General features: G+C 62.3%; 16 protein-coding genes. 2 read left to right on the top strand and 14 right to left on the bottom strand.

The genetic code is table 11. The features are described 5' to 3' along the window. Positions 1-11 precede the first annotated feature (11 nt). Positions 12-194 (top strand): DUF1059 domain-containing protein, encoded by a 183-nt coding sequence (locus ABKW28_RS11120; protein WP_193670697.1) that lies wholly within the window; start codon positions 12-14, stop codon positions 192-194. A gap of 7 nt (positions 195-201) precedes the next feature. Here ABKW28_RS11120 and ABKW28_RS11115 read toward each other — a convergent pair whose 3' ends face one another. From ABKW28_RS11115 to ABKW28_RS11100, 4 genes are all read right to left on the bottom strand, one after another. Further along, on the bottom strand, positions 202-789 hold the full coding sequence (locus tag ABKW28_RS11115; protein WP_348609377.1) for a rhomboid family intramembrane serine protease: 588 nt from the start codon (positions 787-789) through the stop codon (positions 202-204). Positions 790-894: 105 nt separating this feature from the next. Next, a complete protein-coding gene (locus tag ABKW28_RS11110) occupies positions 895-3,513 on the bottom strand; it encodes a reprolysin-like metallopeptidase (RefSeq protein WP_348609372.1) in 2,619 nt (872 codons plus the stop codon). A gap of 67 nt (positions 3,514-3,580) precedes the next feature. Beyond that, the gene (locus tag ABKW28_RS11105) at positions 3,581-4,270 is read right to left on the bottom strand and encodes a dihydrofolate reductase family protein (RefSeq protein WP_348609370.1); all 690 of its coding nucleotides are present in this window, start codon (positions 4,268-4,270) and stop codon (positions 3,581-3,583) included. A gap of 108 nt (positions 4,271-4,378) precedes the next feature. Further along, entirely contained in the window at positions 4,379-5,149 is a 771-nt protein-coding gene (locus ABKW28_RS11100) for an enoyl-CoA hydratase-related protein (protein WP_348609368.1), read from the bottom strand. A 237-nt stretch (positions 5,150-5,386) separates the two neighbouring features. Here ABKW28_RS11100 and ABKW28_RS11095 point away from each other — a divergent pair, with 237 nt between their 5' ends. Beyond that, the gene (locus tag ABKW28_RS11095; RefSeq protein ID WP_348609365.1) at positions 5,387-6,790 is read left to right on the top strand and encodes a sugar transferase; all 1,404 of its coding nucleotides are present in this window, start codon (positions 5,387-5,389) and stop codon (positions 6,788-6,790) included. Between the two features lie 70 nt (positions 6,791-6,860). Here the strand turns inward: ABKW28_RS11095 and ABKW28_RS11090 are convergent, their stop codons facing one another. The 10 genes from ABKW28_RS11090 to ABKW28_RS11045 form a co-directional block, all read right to left on the bottom strand. Next, positions 6,861-7,835, bottom strand: coding sequence for a GDP-L-fucose synthase (locus tag ABKW28_RS11090; RefSeq protein WP_348609363.1), 975 nt, complete (start codon positions 7,833-7,835; stop codon positions 6,861-6,863). Next, positions 7,828-8,877, bottom strand: coding sequence for a GDP-mannose 4,6-dehydratase (gmd, locus tag ABKW28_RS11085; protein WP_348609361.1), 1,050 nt, complete (start codon positions 8,875-8,877; stop codon positions 7,828-7,830). Before gmd ends, ABKW28_RS11090 begins: the two co-directional genes overlap by 8 nt. Before the next feature lie 116 nt (positions 8,878-8,993). Next, complete coding sequence (locus tag ABKW28_RS11080; protein WP_348609358.1) at positions 8,994-10,202, bottom strand: glycosyltransferase; 1,209 nt, start codon at positions 10,200-10,202, stop codon at positions 8,994-8,996. Next, entirely contained in the window at positions 10,177-10,998 is an 822-nt protein-coding gene (locus ABKW28_RS11075) for a glycosyltransferase (protein ID WP_348609356.1), read from the bottom strand. Before ABKW28_RS11075 ends, ABKW28_RS11080 begins: the two co-directional genes overlap by 26 nt. After that, positions 10,985-11,962, bottom strand: coding sequence for a hypothetical protein (locus ABKW28_RS11070; RefSeq protein WP_348609353.1), 978 nt, complete (start codon positions 11,960-11,962; stop codon positions 10,985-10,987). Before ABKW28_RS11070 ends, ABKW28_RS11075 begins: the two co-directional genes overlap by 14 nt. A gap of 319 nt (positions 11,963-12,281) precedes the next feature. Next, a complete protein-coding gene (locus ABKW28_RS11065) occupies positions 12,282-13,478 on the bottom strand; it encodes a hypothetical protein (protein ID WP_348609351.1) in 1,197 nt (398 codons plus the stop codon). A 62-nt stretch (positions 13,479-13,540) separates the two neighbouring features. After that, positions 13,541-14,551, bottom strand: coding sequence for a glycosyltransferase family 4 protein (locus tag ABKW28_RS11060; RefSeq protein WP_348609350.1), 1,011 nt, complete (start codon positions 14,549-14,551; stop codon positions 13,541-13,543). Between the two features lie 70 nt (positions 14,552-14,621). Continuing rightward, complete coding sequence (locus ABKW28_RS11055) at positions 14,622-15,719, bottom strand: glycosyltransferase (protein ID WP_348609347.1); 1,098 nt, start codon at positions 15,717-15,719, stop codon at positions 14,622-14,624. A gap of 1,071 nt (positions 15,720-16,790) precedes the next feature. Further along, positions 16,791-17,675, bottom strand: a complete 885-nt coding sequence (locus tag ABKW28_RS11050; protein WP_348609345.1) for a glycosyltransferase family 2 protein — start codon at positions 17,673-17,675, stop codon at positions 16,791-16,793. Positions 17,676-17,730: 55 nt separating this feature from the next. Then, entirely contained in the window at positions 17,731-18,978 is a 1,248-nt protein-coding gene (locus ABKW28_RS11045) for a GTP-binding protein (RefSeq protein ID WP_348609434.1), read from the bottom strand. Positions 18,979-19,032: the final 54 nt, after the last annotated feature.

Here is a 19,032-nt window from a genome sequence, read left to right as displayed (position 1 = left end):
GGATCACGCTCATGAAGTTCTCCCTCGCCTGCGGCGACGTCATGCCCGGCTGCACGTCCCGCTTCACCTCCACCTCGCGCGAGCAGCTGATGGCTGAGGTGGGCGCCCATGCCCGCGCCGACCACGGCGTCGTCGACCTCGACCCCCAGGTCGTCCGGACCATCGACAGCAAGATCGTGTCGGTCCCCGCCTAGTCAGACCTCAGGCCGGGCGAGATCGGCGCTCGGCGAGCGCTCGGGCGGCCAGCACGCCGCCGACGGCGCCGAAGAGGTGCCCCTGCCAGGAGAGGCCGGGCTGGCCGGGCAGCACTCCCCACAGGATCGAGCCGTACATCAGGAACAGCACGATGCCGAGCACGATCTGTCCGGGTCGTCGGGCGAAGAAGCCGCGCAGCACGAGGTAGGTCAGCCAGCCGAAGACCAGCCCGGAGGCGCCGATGTGGCTGGTGCCGGCACCGGCGATCAGCCAGGTGCCCAGGCCGGCCACGACCCACACGATGCCGGTGGCCAGCAGCCCGCGCCGGACGTCGCCGACCAGCACCAGGAAGAGCAGCAGCAGCGCGAGGCCGGAGTTGCTGACCAGGTGCGGCCAGCCGCCGTGCAGCAGGGGTGCCAGCAGCACCCCGACGAGGCCCTCGTCGGTGCGCGGGCGGATGCCGTTGTCGTCGAGCGTCGCGCCCGGTGTGAGCTGGTCGGCGATCTCCACGACCCACAGCAGCGCCACGAACCCGATCGATGCCACGGCAGCGGTCGGCCAGGTGGAGGTGCGGGTCGAGGTCGAGGTGCTCACTCCTCCAGGGTAGGCAAACGCCCCCACCGTTGGTCGAGCAGCGAGGAGCGCCAGCCGAGACCCCGTGAGCAAGGCGCCGACCTCACCCACGGACCCCGGGCAGACCTACTTGATCGAGAACGCCTCGTCATTGGTGTCGTAGAAGATGTTGCCGAGCGCCTCGATCTTGAACCACGCGTCGTCCGAGGTGACCTTCGGCAGCCGGACCCGCACAGCACCGTCGTTCTTCGTCTTGCGAGCGACGTTGCTCCAGGTCTCGCCACCGTCGGTGGTGAGCTTGACGCGCACGTTCTTGGCCAGCGAGCGGGTGCGAGCGACGTCCCACGCCACGCGCACCTTCTTGCCGCCCTGGAGGGTCCGGCCGTCGTCCTGGGTCTTGACCAGGAACGGTCCGGCCTTCTTCTTCATCCGCAGCTTGACGTCGTCGTAGGAGCTGCCGCCGCCCTCGGTGAAGCCGTCGCGGGCGGTGAGGCGGAAGACGAGCTTGTGGTTGTTCTCCGACGCGGTGCCGCGGTAGTCGCGGGTGGGCAGGAACTCCGAGAAGCAGTCCAGCTCACGGTCGGTGACGATGACGGTCTTGGCCTCTTCCTCCTCCTCAGTGTCGATCCGAGGCGTCGGGCAGGACCCCGTCTTGGCGTTGGTGGCGCCCCGCATCACCTGGCGCAGGTCGGGGAAGCTGCGCTTGGCGCTGCTGTCGGCGCTGTTCTGGCCGGGTGAGGGGCTGAGCAGGGCCGCCTCGTCGGTGACGACCGCGTTGTCGCTGAAGACCCGGAAGAGCGGGCCGAAGATCTTGCGGTTGCTGGTCAGGGCGGTGCCCAGGCCGGTGTTGTCCTGCTCCCACAGGAAGGTCAGGTCGTCGCCGTCCTCGTCGGTGGCCCGTCCGGAGAGCTCGAAGGGGGTGCGTGCCGGGATGACCCGGTTGCGCCCGGCCTTGACGACCGGCTTGTGGTTGGCGGTCACCGCGATCTGGTCGCCCCGGTTGGCAGCGGGGCCGCCCTTGGCGGTCTCGCCGACGAAGGCGGTCACACCCGCGCTGCCGGTCACGGCCAGCGAGGTGTAGTTCTTGCGCTCGCCGTTGCCGCTGCCGAAGGGGTCGAGCTCGTCGTTGAAGATCACCTGGAAGCCGGCTTCGCTGGGCACACCGGGGTTGGCGATGGCCTGGCTGAAGTCGCCGTAGGCGTCGTAGCCCCAACGAGCGATCCGCACGTCCACGTCGGTGACGGCCTCGACGGCCGCCTCGACTCCGGCGCGGTTGTAGTTCTCGCCACGGGTCACGGTGCGCGACTCGTCGCCGAAGCTGATCTCGAGGCTGTCGCCCGGGCTGTCGAAGCCCCGCAGCGAGACCGTCTGCACCTCGTAGCCGCTGCGCACCCGCTCGGTCACGAACGAGGTGACCTCCTCGACGGTGAGCTGCGAGAAGTAAGGGTCGGTGTGCGGCTGCAGGTCGTCGGTTCCGCAGATGCCGGCGTAGGCCATCACCGACGAGCCGGAGCCGGGCTCGACGGAGGCGTCGGCGATGTTGCCGCCGCACGCGCCCTGGGTGCCGTTGAACGTGTGGTTGGCCGCGAACTGGTGGCCGATCTCGTGGGCCACGTAGTCGATGGCGAAGAAGTCGCCGCGCGGCTCGGGTAGGCCGGTGCAACCGCCCGAGGAATAGTCCTGGCCCACGACGCCGAGGTAGGCGACACCGCCGCCGTTGACGCCGAGCACCAGGTGGCCCACGTCGTAGGCGTCGGCGCCGACGACCTGGCCGAGCACGGTGCGCATCCGGCCCAGCGCACCGGGACTGCAGAACTCGAGCATCCCGGGCACGTAGTCGTCGGCCTCCGGGTCGTCCCCGACCGGCGGGTCGAAGCAGGGCGCGGAGCCGCACGGCCCGTCGGCGCCCTGGGCCTTGGCCTCGGTGTCGAAGTTCAGGCCCTCGGTGTCGTCGATGAGCACCATCCGGATGCCGAGGTCGTCGTTGTAGACCTGGTTGACCCGGTTGATCAGCGTGAACTTCTCGGCCAGGACGTTGTCGGTGCCGAAGTAGTCCGCGTACGACGGGTCGTTGGCGATCGCGATCCGGTAGGTGCGCCGGGTGACCAGCTCGCCGGCCTCGGGGTCGGCGTTGTCGGTGCCGATGCGCGGCGCGATCTCGCGCGGCTCCTCCTGCTCGAGCAGGTCGGGCACCGGGGTGGCAGCGTCCTTGGCGTAGTAGCTCAGGTGGGCGGTCGTGCCGGCCTTGTCGTACGCCGGGTCGACCAGGTAGTCGCCGCCAGGTCCACGCACCGAGGCGTGCAGGCCCAGCGGGGTCACGTCGAGCACGACGCTGCGCCCAGGGGTGTCGAGCGACTGCCCGGCGTAGCTGCGCAGCTCGGGGTGCGCGGCGGCCAGTGCCGACTCCATCACGGTGGTGCGATGCACGCGGAAGCGCTCGGCCTCGCCCTCGGGGGTTGGCAGCTCGAAGACCTCGCCGCGTGCGGCGGCCCGCTTGGGCGCGCTGGTCAGCGCGGCCCGCGCGGCCCGCAGGTCGATGCGCACCGCGGCGAAGTCCTCGGCCTCGACGCGCACCCGGTCGCCGCTGGGCTCGAAGTCGGGCAGGACCGAGAAGATGTCGTCACCGTCGGCCGTGGAGCGCAGGGTGGTGGGCGCAGCAACGGCGGAGCCGGTGGTGGAGAGTGCGGGCAACAAGCCGGCGGCCAACGCAGTGGCGGCCAGCACGGCCAGGCGGGAGCGAGTCATGAGGTCCGTCTCGTCGAGGTGGTGGCTCCCCCGAGGACCGTCCGGAGCCGATCGTCAGTGTGCTTGATCAGTTCTTGACGCGCCAGCGTCCGAGCAGTGTGCCGTGGTCCTCGAGGAGAAGGGTCAGGTCGAGCTCAGTCTCGACCGGCGCACCCTCGGTGATCCGGCCATAGCCACCGCCCACGATCTGCGGCACGGTGGTGGCGGTCAGCTCGTCGACGCAGCCCTGGAAGACCAGGTCGCGCAGCAGGTGCGGGCCGCCCTCGCAGAGCTGGTGCACCCAGCCGCGGTCGGCGAGTTCCTTCTTCAGCAGCGCCAGGTCGACGCGGTGTGACCCGAGCGTCAGCACGTGCTCCTCGCCGAGCATCTCGCGGGCGGCGTCGACGCCGTCGGAGCGCGAGCAGGTGGCCAGGTAGACCGAGCCGGCGGGCGCGTCACGCAGCGACTCGGGCACCTGCGCCTTGCGGCTGACCAGCACGATCGGCACGTCGGCGGGCCCGTAGGCCTCGGCCTTGGCGGTGCCGGCGCCCACGACGATCACGTCGGCGAGGCCGCGCAGCACCCGGAAGACCCGGCCGTCGGCGTCGTTGTTGATCGAACCGGAGTCACCTGCCGCACCAGTCGCGGAGCCGTCGACGGTGCTGACCATGTTGCAGCGCATCCACGGCTTCGCCGCGCTCGCCTCGGCTGCGTAGAGGTTCGTCAGGTCGTCGTCACTGACGTCGTCGTTGCTCTGAGCACCGATCAGGACTCGCATGGGCCTACTCCATCCCCCAGGGCTGCACGCCGACCGGCGCGTCGACGCGGCCCTACTGTCTCAGGGTGGTTCTTTGCCACATCGCGCAGGGTGGGGTGACCGGCCGGCTCAGGAGCCGAAGGCCGGCTTATCCTTGGCCAGGAACGCGCGCACGCCCTCTGCGAAGTCGGGGCCCGTGTAGACCTCGCGCAGCAGGTCGGTGTCGCCGGCGGGCGAGGCCTCGAGCCGGCGAGCGCGGTCGAGCAGCTGGCCCTTGGTGGCCCGCAGCGTCACGGGCGAGGCAGCACGCAGCCCGTCGAGGAGGATGGTGAGCTCGGCGTCCAGGTCCTCGGTCACGGCCATCAACGCGCCCACCGCGTACGCCCGGTCGGCGCCGACGAGCCGGGAGGCCAGCAGCATCTCGCGCGTGATCGGCTCCCCGAAGACCGTGGCGCAGCGGTAGACGATGGAGGCGGCCAGGGCGTTGCCGAGGGTGCGGGCGATCGGGTAACCGAAGCGGGAGCCGGCCGAGGCGATCCGCAGGTCGCAGTGTGTGGCCACGGCCAGTCCCCCACCGACGCAGACGCCGTCGATCGCGGCAATGGTCACCTGGGGCAGAGCGAAGAGCGACTCGAGCAGCTCGCGGATCCAGTCCTCGTAGGCGACCGGGTCCTGCTCGAGAAAGTCGGAGATCTCGTTGCCGGCCGCGAACGCCCGACCGCCGGCCCCGCGCAGGACCAGGACCCGCACGTCGGCGCTCTCGCGCAGCTCGGCGCAGAGGTCCTTCAGCGCCGCGTACATGTCGCGGGTGAAGGCATTGTGGCGGTGCGGCCGGTCGAAGGTCACCTCCACCACACCGTCGGTCCGGGTCACCAGCAGGTCGGGGGTCTCCTCGCTCACGGCGGTGAGCGTACGGCGCACCGGCTTCCCGGCCCTCCAAGGTCCACACGGTGGCCGGTCCAGAGTGGTCGCGCAATTTACATCCGGTTCATCTCCGCGATATGCACCGCCGCGCCGAAGCGAGTAAAGTCAGCGCGTCTCCGGCGATCAGCCGTCGTTTCAACAGCAGCATGGGGAGTTGGCGTGACTACCACGTCCGAGCACACACAGTCCGTCGCGACCGCCACCCCCAGTCGCATGCTCCGCTACCTGCCGGCCTCGGCGCTGCTCATCGATGCCGCCTTGATGGCCGTCGTAGGTCTTGTCGCCATCGTCGGACGACGCGAGCTTGATGTCTTCGCCTCATCGGCCCAGGTCGAGGACCAGCTCGTCGTTGCTGGTCCCCTCATGATCGTGGGCTGGATCGTTACGATCGCTCTTCTCGGCGGTTACCACCGCGACGTTTTTGGCGCCGGCACCGACGAGTACCGCCGAGTCCTTGACGCCAGTCTTCTGGCGGCCGGTTTCACCGGTGTCGCCTGCTACCTAGCCCGCTTCGACCTGTCTCGCGGTTTCTTCCTCCTAGCCTACGGATTCGGTGTTCCAGCCCTCATCCTGGGCCGGATGGCGTTGCGCCGTGCGTTGCACAGCGCGCGGCGCCGCGGCCTGCTCCGCCACCGGGTGCTCATCGCCGGCTCGCGCTCCCACATCGACGAGGTCGCCCGGGTGCTGGGCCGTGAGCCCTGGCTGGGCTACGAGGTCATCGGCGCGCTGACCCCCGAGTACGACCTCAGCGAGGAGACCGCCACCGGGGTGCCGGTGGTCGGCAACGCCAACGAGGCCACGACCCTGGCGAAGGCCTACAACGCCGACTCGATCTTCTTCGCCGGCGGCGCCGTCGGCTCGTCGTCGCAGTTCCGCCAGGCGGTCTGGGACCTCGAGCACGAGTCGATCCAGGTCGTGATCGCGCCGAGCGTCACCGACATCTCCAACGAGCGCATCAAGATCCGACCCGTCGGCGGTCTGCCGCTGATGCACATCGAGCCGCCCACGTGGTTGGACGCGTCGCGCTGGGGCAAGCGCACCTTCGACCTGCTGGGGTCCTCAGCCCTCATCCTCGCCTTCACACCGCTCTTCGTCGCGGCCTCGTTGCGGGTCAAGCTGCACGACCGTGGCCCGGTCTTCTTCCGCCAGACCCGCGTCGGCAAGGACGGGCAGAACTTCAGCTGCCTGAAGTTTCGCACCATGGTGATCGACGCCGAAGTACGGCTGGCGCAGCTGCGCGAGGAGTCCGGCCACGACAGCGGCCTCTTCAAGCTCAAGGACGACCCGCGCATCACCGGCCCCGGCAAGTGGCTCCGACGCTTCTCGATCGACGAGCTGCCCCAGCTCTTCAACGTGCTGCGCGGAGACATGAGCCTGGTCGGCCCGCGCCCCCCACTGCCCAGCGAGGTCGAGACGTACGACGACGACGCCAGCCGCCGCCTGCACGTGCGCCCCGGGATGACCGGCCTGTGGCAGGTCTCGGGGCGTTCCGACCTGTCCTGGAACGAGGCGATCAGGCTCGACCTCTACTACGTCGACAACTGGTCGATGCTGCAGGACGTCTCGATCCTGACGAAGACCCTCAGCGCTGTCGTGAGCAGCCGCGGGGCCTACTGACCTGCGCTCGGCACGAAGAGAGGCCGCCAGCGCTCAGCCGGCGGCCTCTTCTCGTTGGTGCGGCTGCAACTCAGCCGGCCTCGCGGAGCCGATCGGCGTTGTCGCGGTACCATCGCACCGTGGACTCGAGCCCTTCGCGGAGCCCGATCTGTGCCTCCCAGCCGGCCTCACGCAGCTTGGTGACGTCCAGCAGCTTCTGCGGCGTGCCATCCGGCTTCGAGGTGTCCCATTCGGTCGTGCCGGCGAATCCGGTCACCTCGGCGATAGTCTCGGCGATCTCTCTGATGGTGGTGTCCTTGCCGGTGCCGACGTTGACCTGCTCCGGACCGTCGTAGTGGTCGAGCAGGAAGAGGCAGGCGTCGGCCATGTCGTCGACGTGCAGGAACTCGCGCCGCGGCGAGCCTGTCCCCCAGTTGGTGACCCGGTCAGTCCCCGAGCGCACTGTCTCGTCATAGCGGCGGATCAGGGCCGGCAGCACGTGGCTCCCGGTCGGCGAGAAGTTGTCGCCCGGTCCGTAGAGGTTCGTGGGCATCGCCGAGATCCAAGGCAGGCCGTGCTGCTTCCGCACAGCCTGGACCCCGAGGATGCCAGCGATCTTGGCGATGGCGTAGGCGTCGTTCGTGGGTTCGAGATGGCCGGTGAGCAGCGAGTCCTCGGTGATGGGCTGCGGCGCCAGCTTGGGGTAAATGCAGGAGGACCCGAGGAACAGCAGACGCTCGACGCCCGTCTCCAGCGCCGCGTCCATGACGTTGGTCTGGATGCGTAGATTCTCGGAGAGGAAGTCGACCGGGTAGGTGCTGTTGGCGAGGATCCCACCCACCTTGGCCGCCGCGAGCACGACGTGCTGCGGCTGCTCGGCTGCGAAGAACTCGAAGACCGCGTTGCGGTCGCGCAGGTCGAGCTCGCTCGACGAACGGCCAACCAGCGATTCGAACCCCGCCGCCTCCATCCGTCGCCAGATGGCGGACCCCACGAGACCTCGGTGGCCGGCGATGTAGGTGCGTGCCGAGCGGTCCAGGGGGCCGACGCTGCTGGCCTCAGACACCAGTGATCCCGGGCGCGCCGACGACAGGCCAGTTCGGAAGGCCGACCTTGTCGTACCAGGGCCGGCCCTCGTGCTCAAGCGCCTCGATGTCGGCGTCCACCATGATGCGAGCCAGCTCGTCGGTCTGCACCTCGGCCTTCCAGCCGAGCTTCTCGTGAGCCTTCGAAGCATCGCCCACCAGGGCGTCGACCTCGGTCGGCCGCAGGTAGCGCTCGTCGAACCGGACGTACTTCTCCCAGTCCATCCCGGCGTGCTCGAAGGCGGTCACGACGAAGTCGCGCACCGTGAAGTTGCCGCCGGTGGCCAGCACGAAGTCGTCCGGCTCATCGGCCTGCAGCATCCGCCACATCCCCTCGACGTACTCGGGTGCGTAGCCCCAGTCGCGAATCGCGTCGAGGTTGCCGAGGTAGACGTGCTGGTCGAGGCCGGCCTTGATCCGCGCGACCGCTCGTGTGATCTTGCGAGTCACGAACGTCTCGCCCCGTCGGGGCGACTCGTGGTTGAAAAGGATGCCATTGGTGGCGAACATCCCATACCCCTCGCGGTAGTTCCGGGTTACCCAATAGGCGTACACCTTGGCAGCCCCGTAGGGCGACCGCGGATAGAAGGGTGTCTCCTCGTTCTGCGGCGGCGGGGTAGCCCCGAACATCTCCGAGCTCGACGCCTGGTAGTACTTGCAATTGACCCCGGCGAGGCGAACGGCCTCGAGGAGTCGCATCGCGCCAATACCAGTGGTGTCTCCCGTGTGTTCGGGCTCGTCGAAACTCACACGGACATGGGACTGAGCGCCCAGGTTGTACACCTCGTCCGGATTGATCTCATGCAAGAGTGTCACCAAGCGAGCCCCATCCGAGAGATCCCCGTAATGCAGAAACAACTTTGCACCATCTGCATGGGGGTCCTGATACAGGTGATCAATGCGACCGGTATTGAAAGTCGAGGCCCTCCGAATTAGTCCGTGAACTTCATAACCTTTACCGAGCAGAAGCTCAGCAAGATAAGAACCGTCCTGCCCCGTGATACCCGTGATGAGTGCCCGCATAAAGCCTTCGCTCCTTGAAATAGTTGACCTAGCCGAGGATAACCTGCCGACAGGCCGGCGTGCGCATCTTCGACCGACATTCGCCCTCCGCACACGACGGGCCTACATATGCACCGTCAAACTGAAGTTTCGTAGGCCGACACGACCGACCCCAGGTAGGCGTCCTCACTCAAAGACGCCTGGGCATATGCGGCAGACTCCCGCCTACGCTTCGCCAGACGCAAGCTCGGCGACTTGACATACATAGATATGGCCCTACGAACAGCGTCTGGGTCATTTGCCGAAACAATCTGCCCGTCAACGCCGTCACGAACGACCGAACCGGCCTCTCTGGTCGTCACAACCCAGCAGCCCGCCGCGAGCGCCTCAGCAACTATGCGCGCAGACCCCTCAGCTCGAGACGGAAAAACGAAAACGTCCGTGGAAGCCAACGTCTTCATCAAAAGCCTGCGCGGCAACTTCCCACGATGCGTCATAAAGCTTGGAACTGCAGCGCCTTGCTCTGCTCCGGCACTCCAGTCTCCGACCAGCCCCCACTCAAGCCCCGACTCGCCCATTGCCCGTGCCGCGGAAAGATAGGTGTCGACACCCTTTCGATATTCCAGAGTACCTGCGAAAAGAACGGATACCCGAGCATTCTCAGAACGCTCGGGCACCTCAAAGTGCCGAAGCAAATCCATTTCCACTGGCGTATGGGCCACGAATATGCGATCCAAGCTAACCCCGTGCGCCACAAGAGATTCGCGGACATAGCCAGAATTCACGAGAACACGATCTGCAGTCTCTATGTCACGCAAAACCGAAGGCCAGATTCCCCGCCCAGGCAACAATGGGTCGTTGAGAACAATTGCCAACTCGCGGGGGTCCGCAATCGAATGGTCACACACCGTTAACATTCCGCGGTTCCTTGCGGCGACGACTGAATCACCCCCGAACCCCGCCCGGAAATGGTAGATTCGGCTGGTATCGCATTTCCCGTCAAGTCCGCCAAGGACGCGATCTGCAGATCGCGAATAACTCTTGAAAGATTGCGCCTCGAACTTGTGAAAGTAACCATCTCCCAAACGCTTTGCGAGCACGTGAGCAACCTGATGGAGCCCCTCGGCCGCATTCATCGCAGTTACCAAGTCATCGGGGATGCCCACACTGCGCTCACTGGCCCGCCGGCCGCGGGCTCCCAGCAGGGCTGCCAAGCGGGCCTGCCTCGGGTTCAAGTATGTCCCGGTCAAAAACGCTTCAAGCATTCCGTTACGCTCAAGCAACCGGCCAAGAATGGCTAGATGAAACTGACCGAACCCGTTAGAAAGAACCACGCGCTTGGTCATTCGTTTCACCCCAACCCGGGAACGTGGGGCGATCTAGTCGCTCCCGTTTAATGGTTCTCAATCGTTTCACGGCCCTGGCTCCAGGCTTGACAACTCGAGCCAACGCTTCACGTTCCTTACCCAATTGACCGACCATGAGTTTGCGCCGTTCGTCTGCAATCGCGTCACGGTTCTCGGGTGTTCCTGTTACCGTTCCCTCGTACAGCCGAAAGTATGCGACCACCTCGGGGATGTAGGCGAATGAACAGGAACTGAGGGCGCAAAGTAAATCAACATCCCAAGTATAACGGGACTGTTCATTGAAAGGTCGCGGTCCAGGCAAAGAACTCGTACGGTACAGGGTGGACTGCTGAACAATTGTCCCGAAGCCAGCGGCTGACCTGAAGGGCGAGAAACGGTCGCTGAACAACGGCTTGACCGGGCGATCCCGCTCGTCGATCAACCAACCATTCCCCACTACCACGTCGGCACCTGTCGCGCCGTGCTGCACTAAGGTGTCGAGGCCCCCAGGAGCGTATGCGTCGTCAGCATTCAAATAGGTGACATATTCGGTCCCCACACCCTCGAACCCGTTATTCAGTCCGTTAGCCGGGCCGTCATCATCTTCGAAAATAAGGCGCAGCGACGAGGACTCGTATGACTGCAGCAACTCTCTAGAACCGTCATTTGAGCCGGGGTCGACTACAATATGCTCAAACTCGCATTCTTGATTCCGATGAATACTATCAAGAAGTCTCGGAAGAAACTGTGCTTGGTTAAATGAGATTGTGACAACTGTGACTTCAGGAAGCGGCACGACATCCCCTTTCGCGTTGATTCTCGAGGGCGATGAAAACCCCAAATATGATCGCTAAAAGAAGCCGATGCCCCGAGCCAAACGGGCTAAACAGAGAGTTCCATGCAGTTAGAGTCATCAGAAAAATTGCAACGTTCAACTCGCTGGCACTCAGCCGATCGATCAAACCCGTTGAAAAGGCACGCCAGGCCAACCACCCAAACAGGACCCAAAATGGGATAGCCGCTACCCCATTCTCGGCCAAGCTGCCAAGAATCTGTGAGTGATACGCAGGCGGGTCCGAAATAATAGCAGTCGCCACAGTCGTTAGACCCCATTCTTGATACTGGTGGTACGCGGAGACCACGGCGTCTCTGGGAGGCGGTAGGCCTGTGCCATTCCCGAGCACCGGAGACTCGCCAATTGAATAAACGCTGACCAGCCATTCGACGCGACCTGTAAGAAGCGACGACCCGGTGTCGCTAGTAAGCGCCATTGCCTTTTGCTGCTGCTTGTCCCCCAGGTATCCGGATGTGGCGAGTTGGTCGTATTGAGAAACAATCGACACCGCCGACACAACGGTAAACGTCGCTAGGGCAGCAAGACGCCAGCTAGATCTCTTGGCAGCTTGATCGGCTCGGCGATCTATCTCTCGGTGGCGCACCATTAGAAAAACTGCAAACGCGGCAGCAGCGCAGATTAAAGCTAACGACCGATATGCCAAAAGGAAGTGCGCCACGCCTAACGCCAGAAGGGCAACAGCAAAGCTTCGCGGTCGAAAGTTCGACATGAGTCCCACGACGAGAAAGGTTACCGCGAGACCGACGCCGAATTTCCAGACCTCATCGCGCGCAAAAGTTGATGGTTGCAATGAGTAGCCGAGAAAGCCTGCGAGGCTAAGCGCTACGACCAGGCGGCGCAACGGCCTCCGTGCCGGCGAATTGATTACGCCCGCCATTGCGATCGCCGCGAACCCCACCACCATGGGCCGAAGGACCCCCTCGACCAAGACCGAAAGGCCGTTCCCCTGCGCTAGTCCAGAGACCAAGGTCCCGCTAGCCCACAGAAGGCAAGCCGCCAACAACCGGACGAACATCCTAGAGCTAACGAGGCTCCGCAGTTTGGGATCAAGACACACCACTACCCCGAAGACAGCGATCGCCAACTCCGCCGGAAAAACTTGGACCGCACCCCCGAGCGAAAGGTAGGAGATCAACACTAGGAACGCGACGAGATCCGCAAAAATCCATCGAGAGGACGCCAGCCCGCGGCTCTTCTCGCCGAGCTCCACTTGAGGCCCACGCTCACATACTTCCGACACCGTCACCCCTGCTGAACCGGATAATCTCGAGACAAAGTCGAGGCAGGAAAGAACTAGCAACAACACAAGCGGCACCCACGGTGGTTCCAATGGGGACGAACAAGATAGCAGTTGTGGCCCACAGAGTAAGCGCCACGAGATACACCTTACCGTAACCGATCCACATCCGTGCCGCGTTCAACCCACCAAAGATGGCGGTTGTTGCATTCAGTGCGCTACCCACCATAATAATAGCGAACGGAATATCTAGGTCGGAGTATTCCTCGCCCAATAACCGCAACAACGGGTCCCTGGCAATGACCAGTGCCGCTGCAACTCCCATCAACAAGATGGCCGCGAACCCCACAATTCTCGCTACTCGGAGCCTCGCCGTCTTGCTCGAGGACCGCGCTATCACCGAATCTAGAACTCCAAGGACGATGGACGTTCCCAATTGGCTGACCACTGCGAACCGCGCAATAGCGGATATCTCAGCTAGCGCCGTCACAGCACCAAGTGTTGCAAGCAATGGATAGATAGCCTGGGATTGAAGCGTGATACCAAGGTTAACGGGCAAGGTCCTCCGTACAGCTTCTTTGAGACGGACCTGTGTCTCTGAAACTCTGCTCGGGCTCAACCGAACTTGCGGCGTTCTACGCTCGAACGCCGTTTGCATTCGTCTCTGTTGTGCCCAGGCGCTAAGCAAGTTGGCAAACAGCGCCCACACCATACCCAGCGGCCATAAAAACAGCGGCAACACCCACACCAACCGAAGAACCGATAGTACTGAATTAGTGCGCTGTATGGCGGCGAACTCATACTGCACCCTCAACAGCGCGGCCACCAAATTGGCCCGGAGTGTGCTCACGAAGGCAACTTGTACGACGGCTGCGATCGCAATCGCTGACCAGATGTCTTGACCGAGCCTCAGTTGAAGCGCGAATACCAACGGTAGGAAAACCGCCGCACAGACGCGCACCAGAGTTTTTCTGGTCTCAAGCGCAGACACTTCAGTCTCTCTCAGATGAGCGGGTGACTCGACATTCTCGCCAGCAATCCTCAAAGCAGCCGAAGAAACTCCCGAATCTGCCAGTAGGGTCATCGCTGCGAGTAGAGATACCGCTAAACTATACGCCGCGTAATCCGCTTGTGTCAGGTTGCGGATCACTACAAGGCCAGCACAAAAACCAAGGGCCTGCATGGCAACCTGGTTTCGAGCATAGCCCAAAAGGGTTCGTTTCCAGTTCCTAATGGGGAACCAGCCTAGGCCAGCCGAGCCAGAGTCTGCCCAAGGAGGGAGGACGAAACAGATGGTGCATAATGACCGGCGGCATACTCTCGAGCCATAGCACCGCGATCCAAAGCGGCTGCAGGATTGCGCAACACATCACTCATTGCTCTGGTCAGGTCGTTGACGCTTTCGGACTCAAAGTAGTACGCATGCGGCCCCGCCGTTTCAGGCAGACCGCCCCGGTCGCAAGCCACCGTCACGCGACCTTCAGCAGCCGCCTCAAGCGGGGGATACGGAGCTGGATCTTCCCACGCGATGGGAAATACCAATGCAATCGCCTGCTGGTAGATTGATCGAATTTGCTCATGGTCCACCTTCCCAAGCATTTGGACGTTTCCTTCGATGCCGAGTTCGCTCACGCGCCGGTGGAGCTCCCCTTCTAACGGTCCCGTGCCAGCAATGACGACTTGGACCGCAGCACCCTCAACGATCAAGTTGTTAGCCGCCTCGAGCAGAAACTGGGGGCCCTTCTCCTTGACCAACCGACCAACGAAACAGAAGGTGGCAGCATCAACTTCGCGGCTCCCAGGGATTTCATCCAACGCTGGCACGGGGTTGGGCAGGAAGCTTACGGTCCGGTAGATTTCAGTGCTCTGCGCCAGGGCAAGGCTGCAAGCGACGACTTGAGTCACAAGATGAAGGCCGATAAGCCTCAATCCGAGCCGACCTAATCCAAGATATGCACTGCGGGGGCTGCGCTCACGAGTTGCGTCCACCAGAATTCGTCGGACTTCCCGCACAATCCGGGACGTCGGTGTTGCAGGGTTGCGTTCATCGCGTGCAGAACGAAACTGCGGATAATGAAGTTTCAGTAAGACGGGCTTTCTAGCCAATCTGCACAATAACACCAATGGCAAAGCCGTACTGTTTGTGTGAACGACGTGAGCCTTGCGGACCGCCCGCCATTGTTGCTTCAAGCTTGTGTCCGCGGTGGAGAGGACTGCGCAGTTGAACCCTGGGTCCTCATTCAGAGCTTCAGCCATCGCCTTTGCATACACCAACACACCACTGATTTCGTCACCGCGGTGAGGGTGTTGGATGAGTACAGATATCTCACGAGAACTCATTACTGCAGCACTCTCTTTCCCAGACACGAGCCACGTTTGCCCACGTCAAATATCGTTGGCTGTATTCTACTGCATTTCGCCCGGCCTCCGTGAGTCGTTCAGAATCGCTCAACGCATCGACTATCGTATCCGCGAGTTTCCGTTCACTCGGTTCCGCGATTATCCAACCCGCGTTTGCTCGTTCCACATGAGCGGACGCCCCGCACGCCCGTGTGCATATGACCGGAGTTCCATGCGCCATCGCTTCGACTATTGCTTGACCAAAGTTCTCGTTGTCTGACGGAAGGGCGTACAGGCTGGCGCCGAGCAAGGCAGCGGACTTTCCGGAGCCCGCGACCTGACCGCGCCACTCAACCCAGGGCAAGTCTTCAGTCATACTCTTCATCTCCGCCACAAACCTCTCCCCGCCGTCCCCACATATTGTTAACGACACCGGCACGTCCCGCCCCTCGTTCACGAGTATCATCGCTTCGACTAGAAGATCGAGGCGCTTCTTAGGCGCAACTCTCGACAAGAAGACCACGCCTTGTCGGACCTGTGGAGCAGCCGCGTGGTCTGCGGGGTCCACGCCGAGACCGGCAACTACAATCTTCGCGGGTTCGACATACTCGAGAGCGCCAGCTGCTTCGGATTCCGATGCGAGCATCAATCGCTGCGAATCGTTCAGGATGCGACGTCCAACCACCTTCATGAATAAGGTCTTTGCTGCCGAAGACGACTGTTCCTGGTAACTCTCGAAAACTCCGTGCGGTTGCACCACCAACGGAATTCGACGAGCCCGAGCAATGATCCACGCGGTTACGCAAGTGAACTGATAAAAGCCATGGGTGCTTACGAAAGTAGCATCGCGGGACGCACGCCACGCTGCCATCAGGTAGCGAATTGAGAAATTGAACCGTGTGTGTGTCCGGACCTTGAGCGTGACGACTCTGACGTTCGGATGCTTCGGCGAGTGCACTGTCGCGTCGGATTCATCCCGAGAGACGATTGTTACGTCGTGTCCACGTTTAGCTAGTCCACTGGCGATATTGACGACAGCGTTCGGCGGTCCGCCGTCACTCGTAGCGAGAGAAGAGATATGCATGAGGATATGCTGCTTGCCGATTGTTTCCGCCATGGTCAGGGGCCTTCTAACGTTGCATCAGTGACAGGGCGCTCGATGAGACAGACAATTCCGCACGAAGCATAGTGCAGTGAGCGGGACTAGAACATCCAAGCCACAAACTTGTTACACGAACTTCGGTCAGCCAGTTACATCAGTTGAATCAGACGCCAGTGCACCTAGATTCCATCATCAGGCCGCCACTCTGAGGAGACCACCCTAGGGGCACTTGGACGCTCGCCAGCATCCTGAGAATGACTAAGGCTGTGGTTGCCTCAGCGCGTGGCCATCTACGGAGTCTCGTTTGACGGAGGCGTCGACGGAAAGTGATTTCGCACACGGCCCGCTATCTAGGATGGCAGATCGTATCCGAACGTCTCGAAATCACAAGCATAGTATTTCTGAATGATCCGTCTGGCAGGCCTAGTTAGGTTCGCGTCGCCTCGCTGGGTCGCTCGGTTGAAGCCTACGTGCGGCGGTCCGGCTTCTGCGATGGGGGACCCCGGCCACAATGCCTCTGTCAGGTCTCGGAAGTCCTGATTAAGACTCTCATACCTCATCACCGTGCCGGCGCAGATCTCCCCGTCGGCGGTCAGGAGATATTGTTTTTGGGTCTTCTTGTGGGCCCGTTCGTTATGATTGCGACTTGGCGCCCTCAACCATTCATCGAAGAATGCCACGAACAACTCTGACGTGAGGGTTTCGCTTGGATTCCAGTGCCTGAACAGGGACATCGCTCGGTCGATGGGCTCTCGAATAACTGCAGCCACGATTCGAGGTTCGACGCCATCCAAGAGCCCGAGGTGCTGAAGTTCCGAGAGTGTCAGATGCTGGGCAGTTACGCTGAGGTCGACTACACCCCACAAGCGCTGAGACGCTTTTCGGTCGCGAGAGAACCTCGTCGCGGTCAACGAAAGCGCATTGATCTTCGATCTCCAGCGGTAAGAATTTACCTCCGAGGTCGAGGCAATACCTAAAGCAACCTCAATCGATTTTCCGGCGTTTTTTGGTACGTGCAAGAAGAGGCACGAACCGTCAGGAGTCAGCGGCACTTTACCCTGCGTTCTCGCTAGGTCGAACCCTACCCTCACGGCGCAACTCGCGTCGCTTTACGTCTATCTGCCAGTAGTAAAAAGAGAGAGCCAGTGCATAATCTAACCCTGGCCTACCGTCTAGAAACCCACGCTTGATTATGAAGAAGAATACGAAAAATACAACTGGCTTCAGGGGAACCCCCTGGAACAGTCGCCCCTGCCTAGACCTCAGTTCTCGGACTGCTTGCGAAAGTTCGGGGCGCTCGGCAATTCCAGCTTCCCAGTCGCTGTACTTGTTGTGCCGATGCAACCAAGAGGTGAACGGGTCCGGGTCTCGATGCCACAAACGGCCTTCGAGTCTGCCTACGGAACCTCTACACAATGGCTGATAGTGCCCCTCCAGCTCTCCCATACCTGGGATACCCAAGTCGGGAAGTCTTGGAAAAGTGACACTTCCATCAACCTTCATCAGTGCCCGCTTGACGACTCGATGACCGTGCTTCAGACGTTTGCCGAAGATTTCATAATCGAGTTGAACGTCGAACGCAACGTGTCCTTCGGCAGCCCACGCCCTCGACCGAAGTTCTTTCAGAAGTTCCGGAGAAACGCCTTCGTCAGCGTCTACAAACAGCACCCAATCTGAGAGAAAAGAGAGGTTCTCAAGGCACCATTGCTTCTTTTTTGGGTACGTTCCAGACCATGTGAAATTGACAACTTCCACGCCCGGTGATTTGCGCGCGATCTCTTGAGTGGCGTCTATACTGTTCGAATCCACTACGATTACTTGCTGGAAGTCCTGCAATCCCTTGAGGCACTGGCCAATCGCGAGTTCTTCGTTCTTGGTGGATACAACCACGGTCACTGCAATGCGCCTTTTTTGATCCATTGAAACTTGCCCTTGCATAAAGGTGACCTAGGCGGACAGTGGCACAACAAACACGTGGACCCTGGTTGAAACGTTAGACCGACGTGATCATTCCAGCGCCCACCGTGACGCCTGTCGCCTCGTCAATCAAGATGAATGATCCAGTGGTTCGGTTCTTGGAGTAGGGATCGCAGAGCAGCGGCGACGTGGTGCGGAGTTGAACCCGCGCAATCTCGTTGACGCCGATCTCTTTGGTCTCCTGATCACGGTGCAAGGTATTGATATCGAGTCGATATTGAATGTCCTTGACCAATGCCCGTGCGGTTCGCGTGGTGTGCTTGATTGCAAGCTTCTGACGCGGCTTCATAGGCGTAGCAGCCATCCAACAGACCATCGCATCGATGTCTTGGCTCGGCGTCGGGGCGTTCTTGACGCGAGCAATCATGTCACCCCGGGACACATCAACGTCGTCTTCAAGACGAAGCGTTACCGACATAGGCGGATATGCTTCGCCGATCTCTTCGTCGTAAAGGTCAATGCCAGCGATTCGCGATGTCATGCCGCTAGGCAGGACGACCACCTCGTCGCCGGGCTTGAGCACCCCCCCGGCGACTTGACCAGCGTAACCACGGTAGTCGTGGTGATCGTCAGACTTGGGGCGCACGACGTACTGCACGGGGAAACGTGTGTCGACGAGGTCACGATCAGAAGCGACGTGGACATGCTCAAGGTGATGGATCAGCGTGGGTCCCGAGTACCAGTCCATGTTGTCCGAGCGGTTGACCACGTTGTCGCCCTGCAGCGCCGAGATCGGGATGACCTCGAGGTCGGGGATGTTCAGCTTCGTGGCGAACTGGGTGAACTCGGCGTGGATCTTCTCGTAGATCTCCTGATCGAAGTCTACGAGGTCCATCTTGTTGATGGCCAGAACGAGGTGTGGGACCCGCAGCAGGCTAAGGATTACCGCGTGTCGACGCGACTGCTCGGTCAGGCCCTGACGAGCGTCCACGAGCACGAGCCCCAGATCGGCCGTGGAAGCCCCGGTGACCATGTTGCGCGTGTACTGCACGTGCCCCGGCGTGTCAGCGATGATGAACTTGCGGTTCGGGGTCGCGAAGTAGCGGTAGGCGACATCGATGGTGATGCCCTGTTCCCGCTCGGAGCGCAGACCGTCGGTCAGGAGCGCGAGGTCCGTGTAGTCGTACCCCTTGCCCTTGCTGGTGGTCTCGACCGCCTCGAGCTGGTCCTCGAAGATCGACTTCGAGTCCAGCAGCAGCCGGCCGATGAGGGTCGACTTGCCGTCATCGACGGAGCCGGCGGTCGCGAAGCGCAGCAGGTCCATGTTGGTGGTGACGTTCTCGACCGCCTGCTCGCCGGCGGTGATGTTCTCGGACTC

It is taken from the genome of Nocardioides sp. 31GB23 (assembly GCF_040012395.1).
GTDB lineage: Bacteria > Actinomycetota > Actinomycetes > Propionibacteriales > Nocardioidaceae > Nocardioides > Nocardioides salarius.
The sequence above is the reverse complement of the archived record's forward strand: the minus strand, read 5'-3'. Positions and strand labels throughout refer to the sequence as shown.

Coding starts and splice junctions, on each gene's coding strand:
- ABKW28_RS11045 (WP_348609434.1), bottom strand. CDS start 18,978: ATGGACCTGCTGCGCTTCGCGACCGCCGGCTCCGTCGATGACGGCAAG.
- ABKW28_RS11105 (WP_348609370.1), bottom strand. CDS start 4,270: ATGCGAGTCCTGATCGGTGCTCAGAGCAACGACGACGTCAGTGACGAC.
- ABKW28_RS11050 (WP_348609345.1), bottom strand. CDS start 17,675: ATGCAAGGGCAAGTTTCAATGGATCAAAAAAGGCGCATTGCAGTGACC.
- ABKW28_RS11110 (WP_348609372.1), bottom strand. CDS start 3,513: ATGACTCGCTCCCGCCTGGCCGTGCTGGCCGCCACTGCGTTGGCCGCC.
- ABKW28_RS11065 (WP_348609351.1), bottom strand. CDS start 13,478: ATGCAGGCCCTTGGTTTTTGTGCTGGCCTTGTAGTGATCCGCAACCTG.
- ABKW28_RS11080 (WP_348609358.1), bottom strand. CDS start 10,202: ATGACCAAGCGCGTGGTTCTTTCTAACGGGTTCGGTCAGTTTCATCTA.
- ABKW28_RS11070 (WP_348609353.1), bottom strand. CDS start 11,962: ATGGTGGTGGGGTTCGCGGCGATCGCAATGGCGGGCGTAATCAATTCG.
- ABKW28_RS11055 (WP_348609347.1), bottom strand. CDS start 15,719: ATGCATATCTCTTCTCTCGCTACGAGTGACGGCGGACCGCCGAACGCT.
- ABKW28_RS11060 (WP_348609350.1), bottom strand. CDS start 14,551: ATGGCTGAAGCTCTGAATGAGGACCCAGGGTTCAACTGCGCAGTCCTC.
- gmd (WP_348609361.1), bottom strand. CDS start 8,877: ATGCGGGCACTCATCACGGGTATCACGGGGCAGGACGGTTCTTATCTT.
- ABKW28_RS11120 (WP_193670697.1), top strand. CDS start 12: ATGAAGTTCTCCCTCGCCTGCGGCGACGTCATGCCCGGCTGCACGTCC.
- ABKW28_RS11095 (WP_348609365.1), top strand. CDS start 5,387: ATGCTCCGCTACCTGCCGGCCTCGGCGCTGCTCATCGATGCCGCCTTG.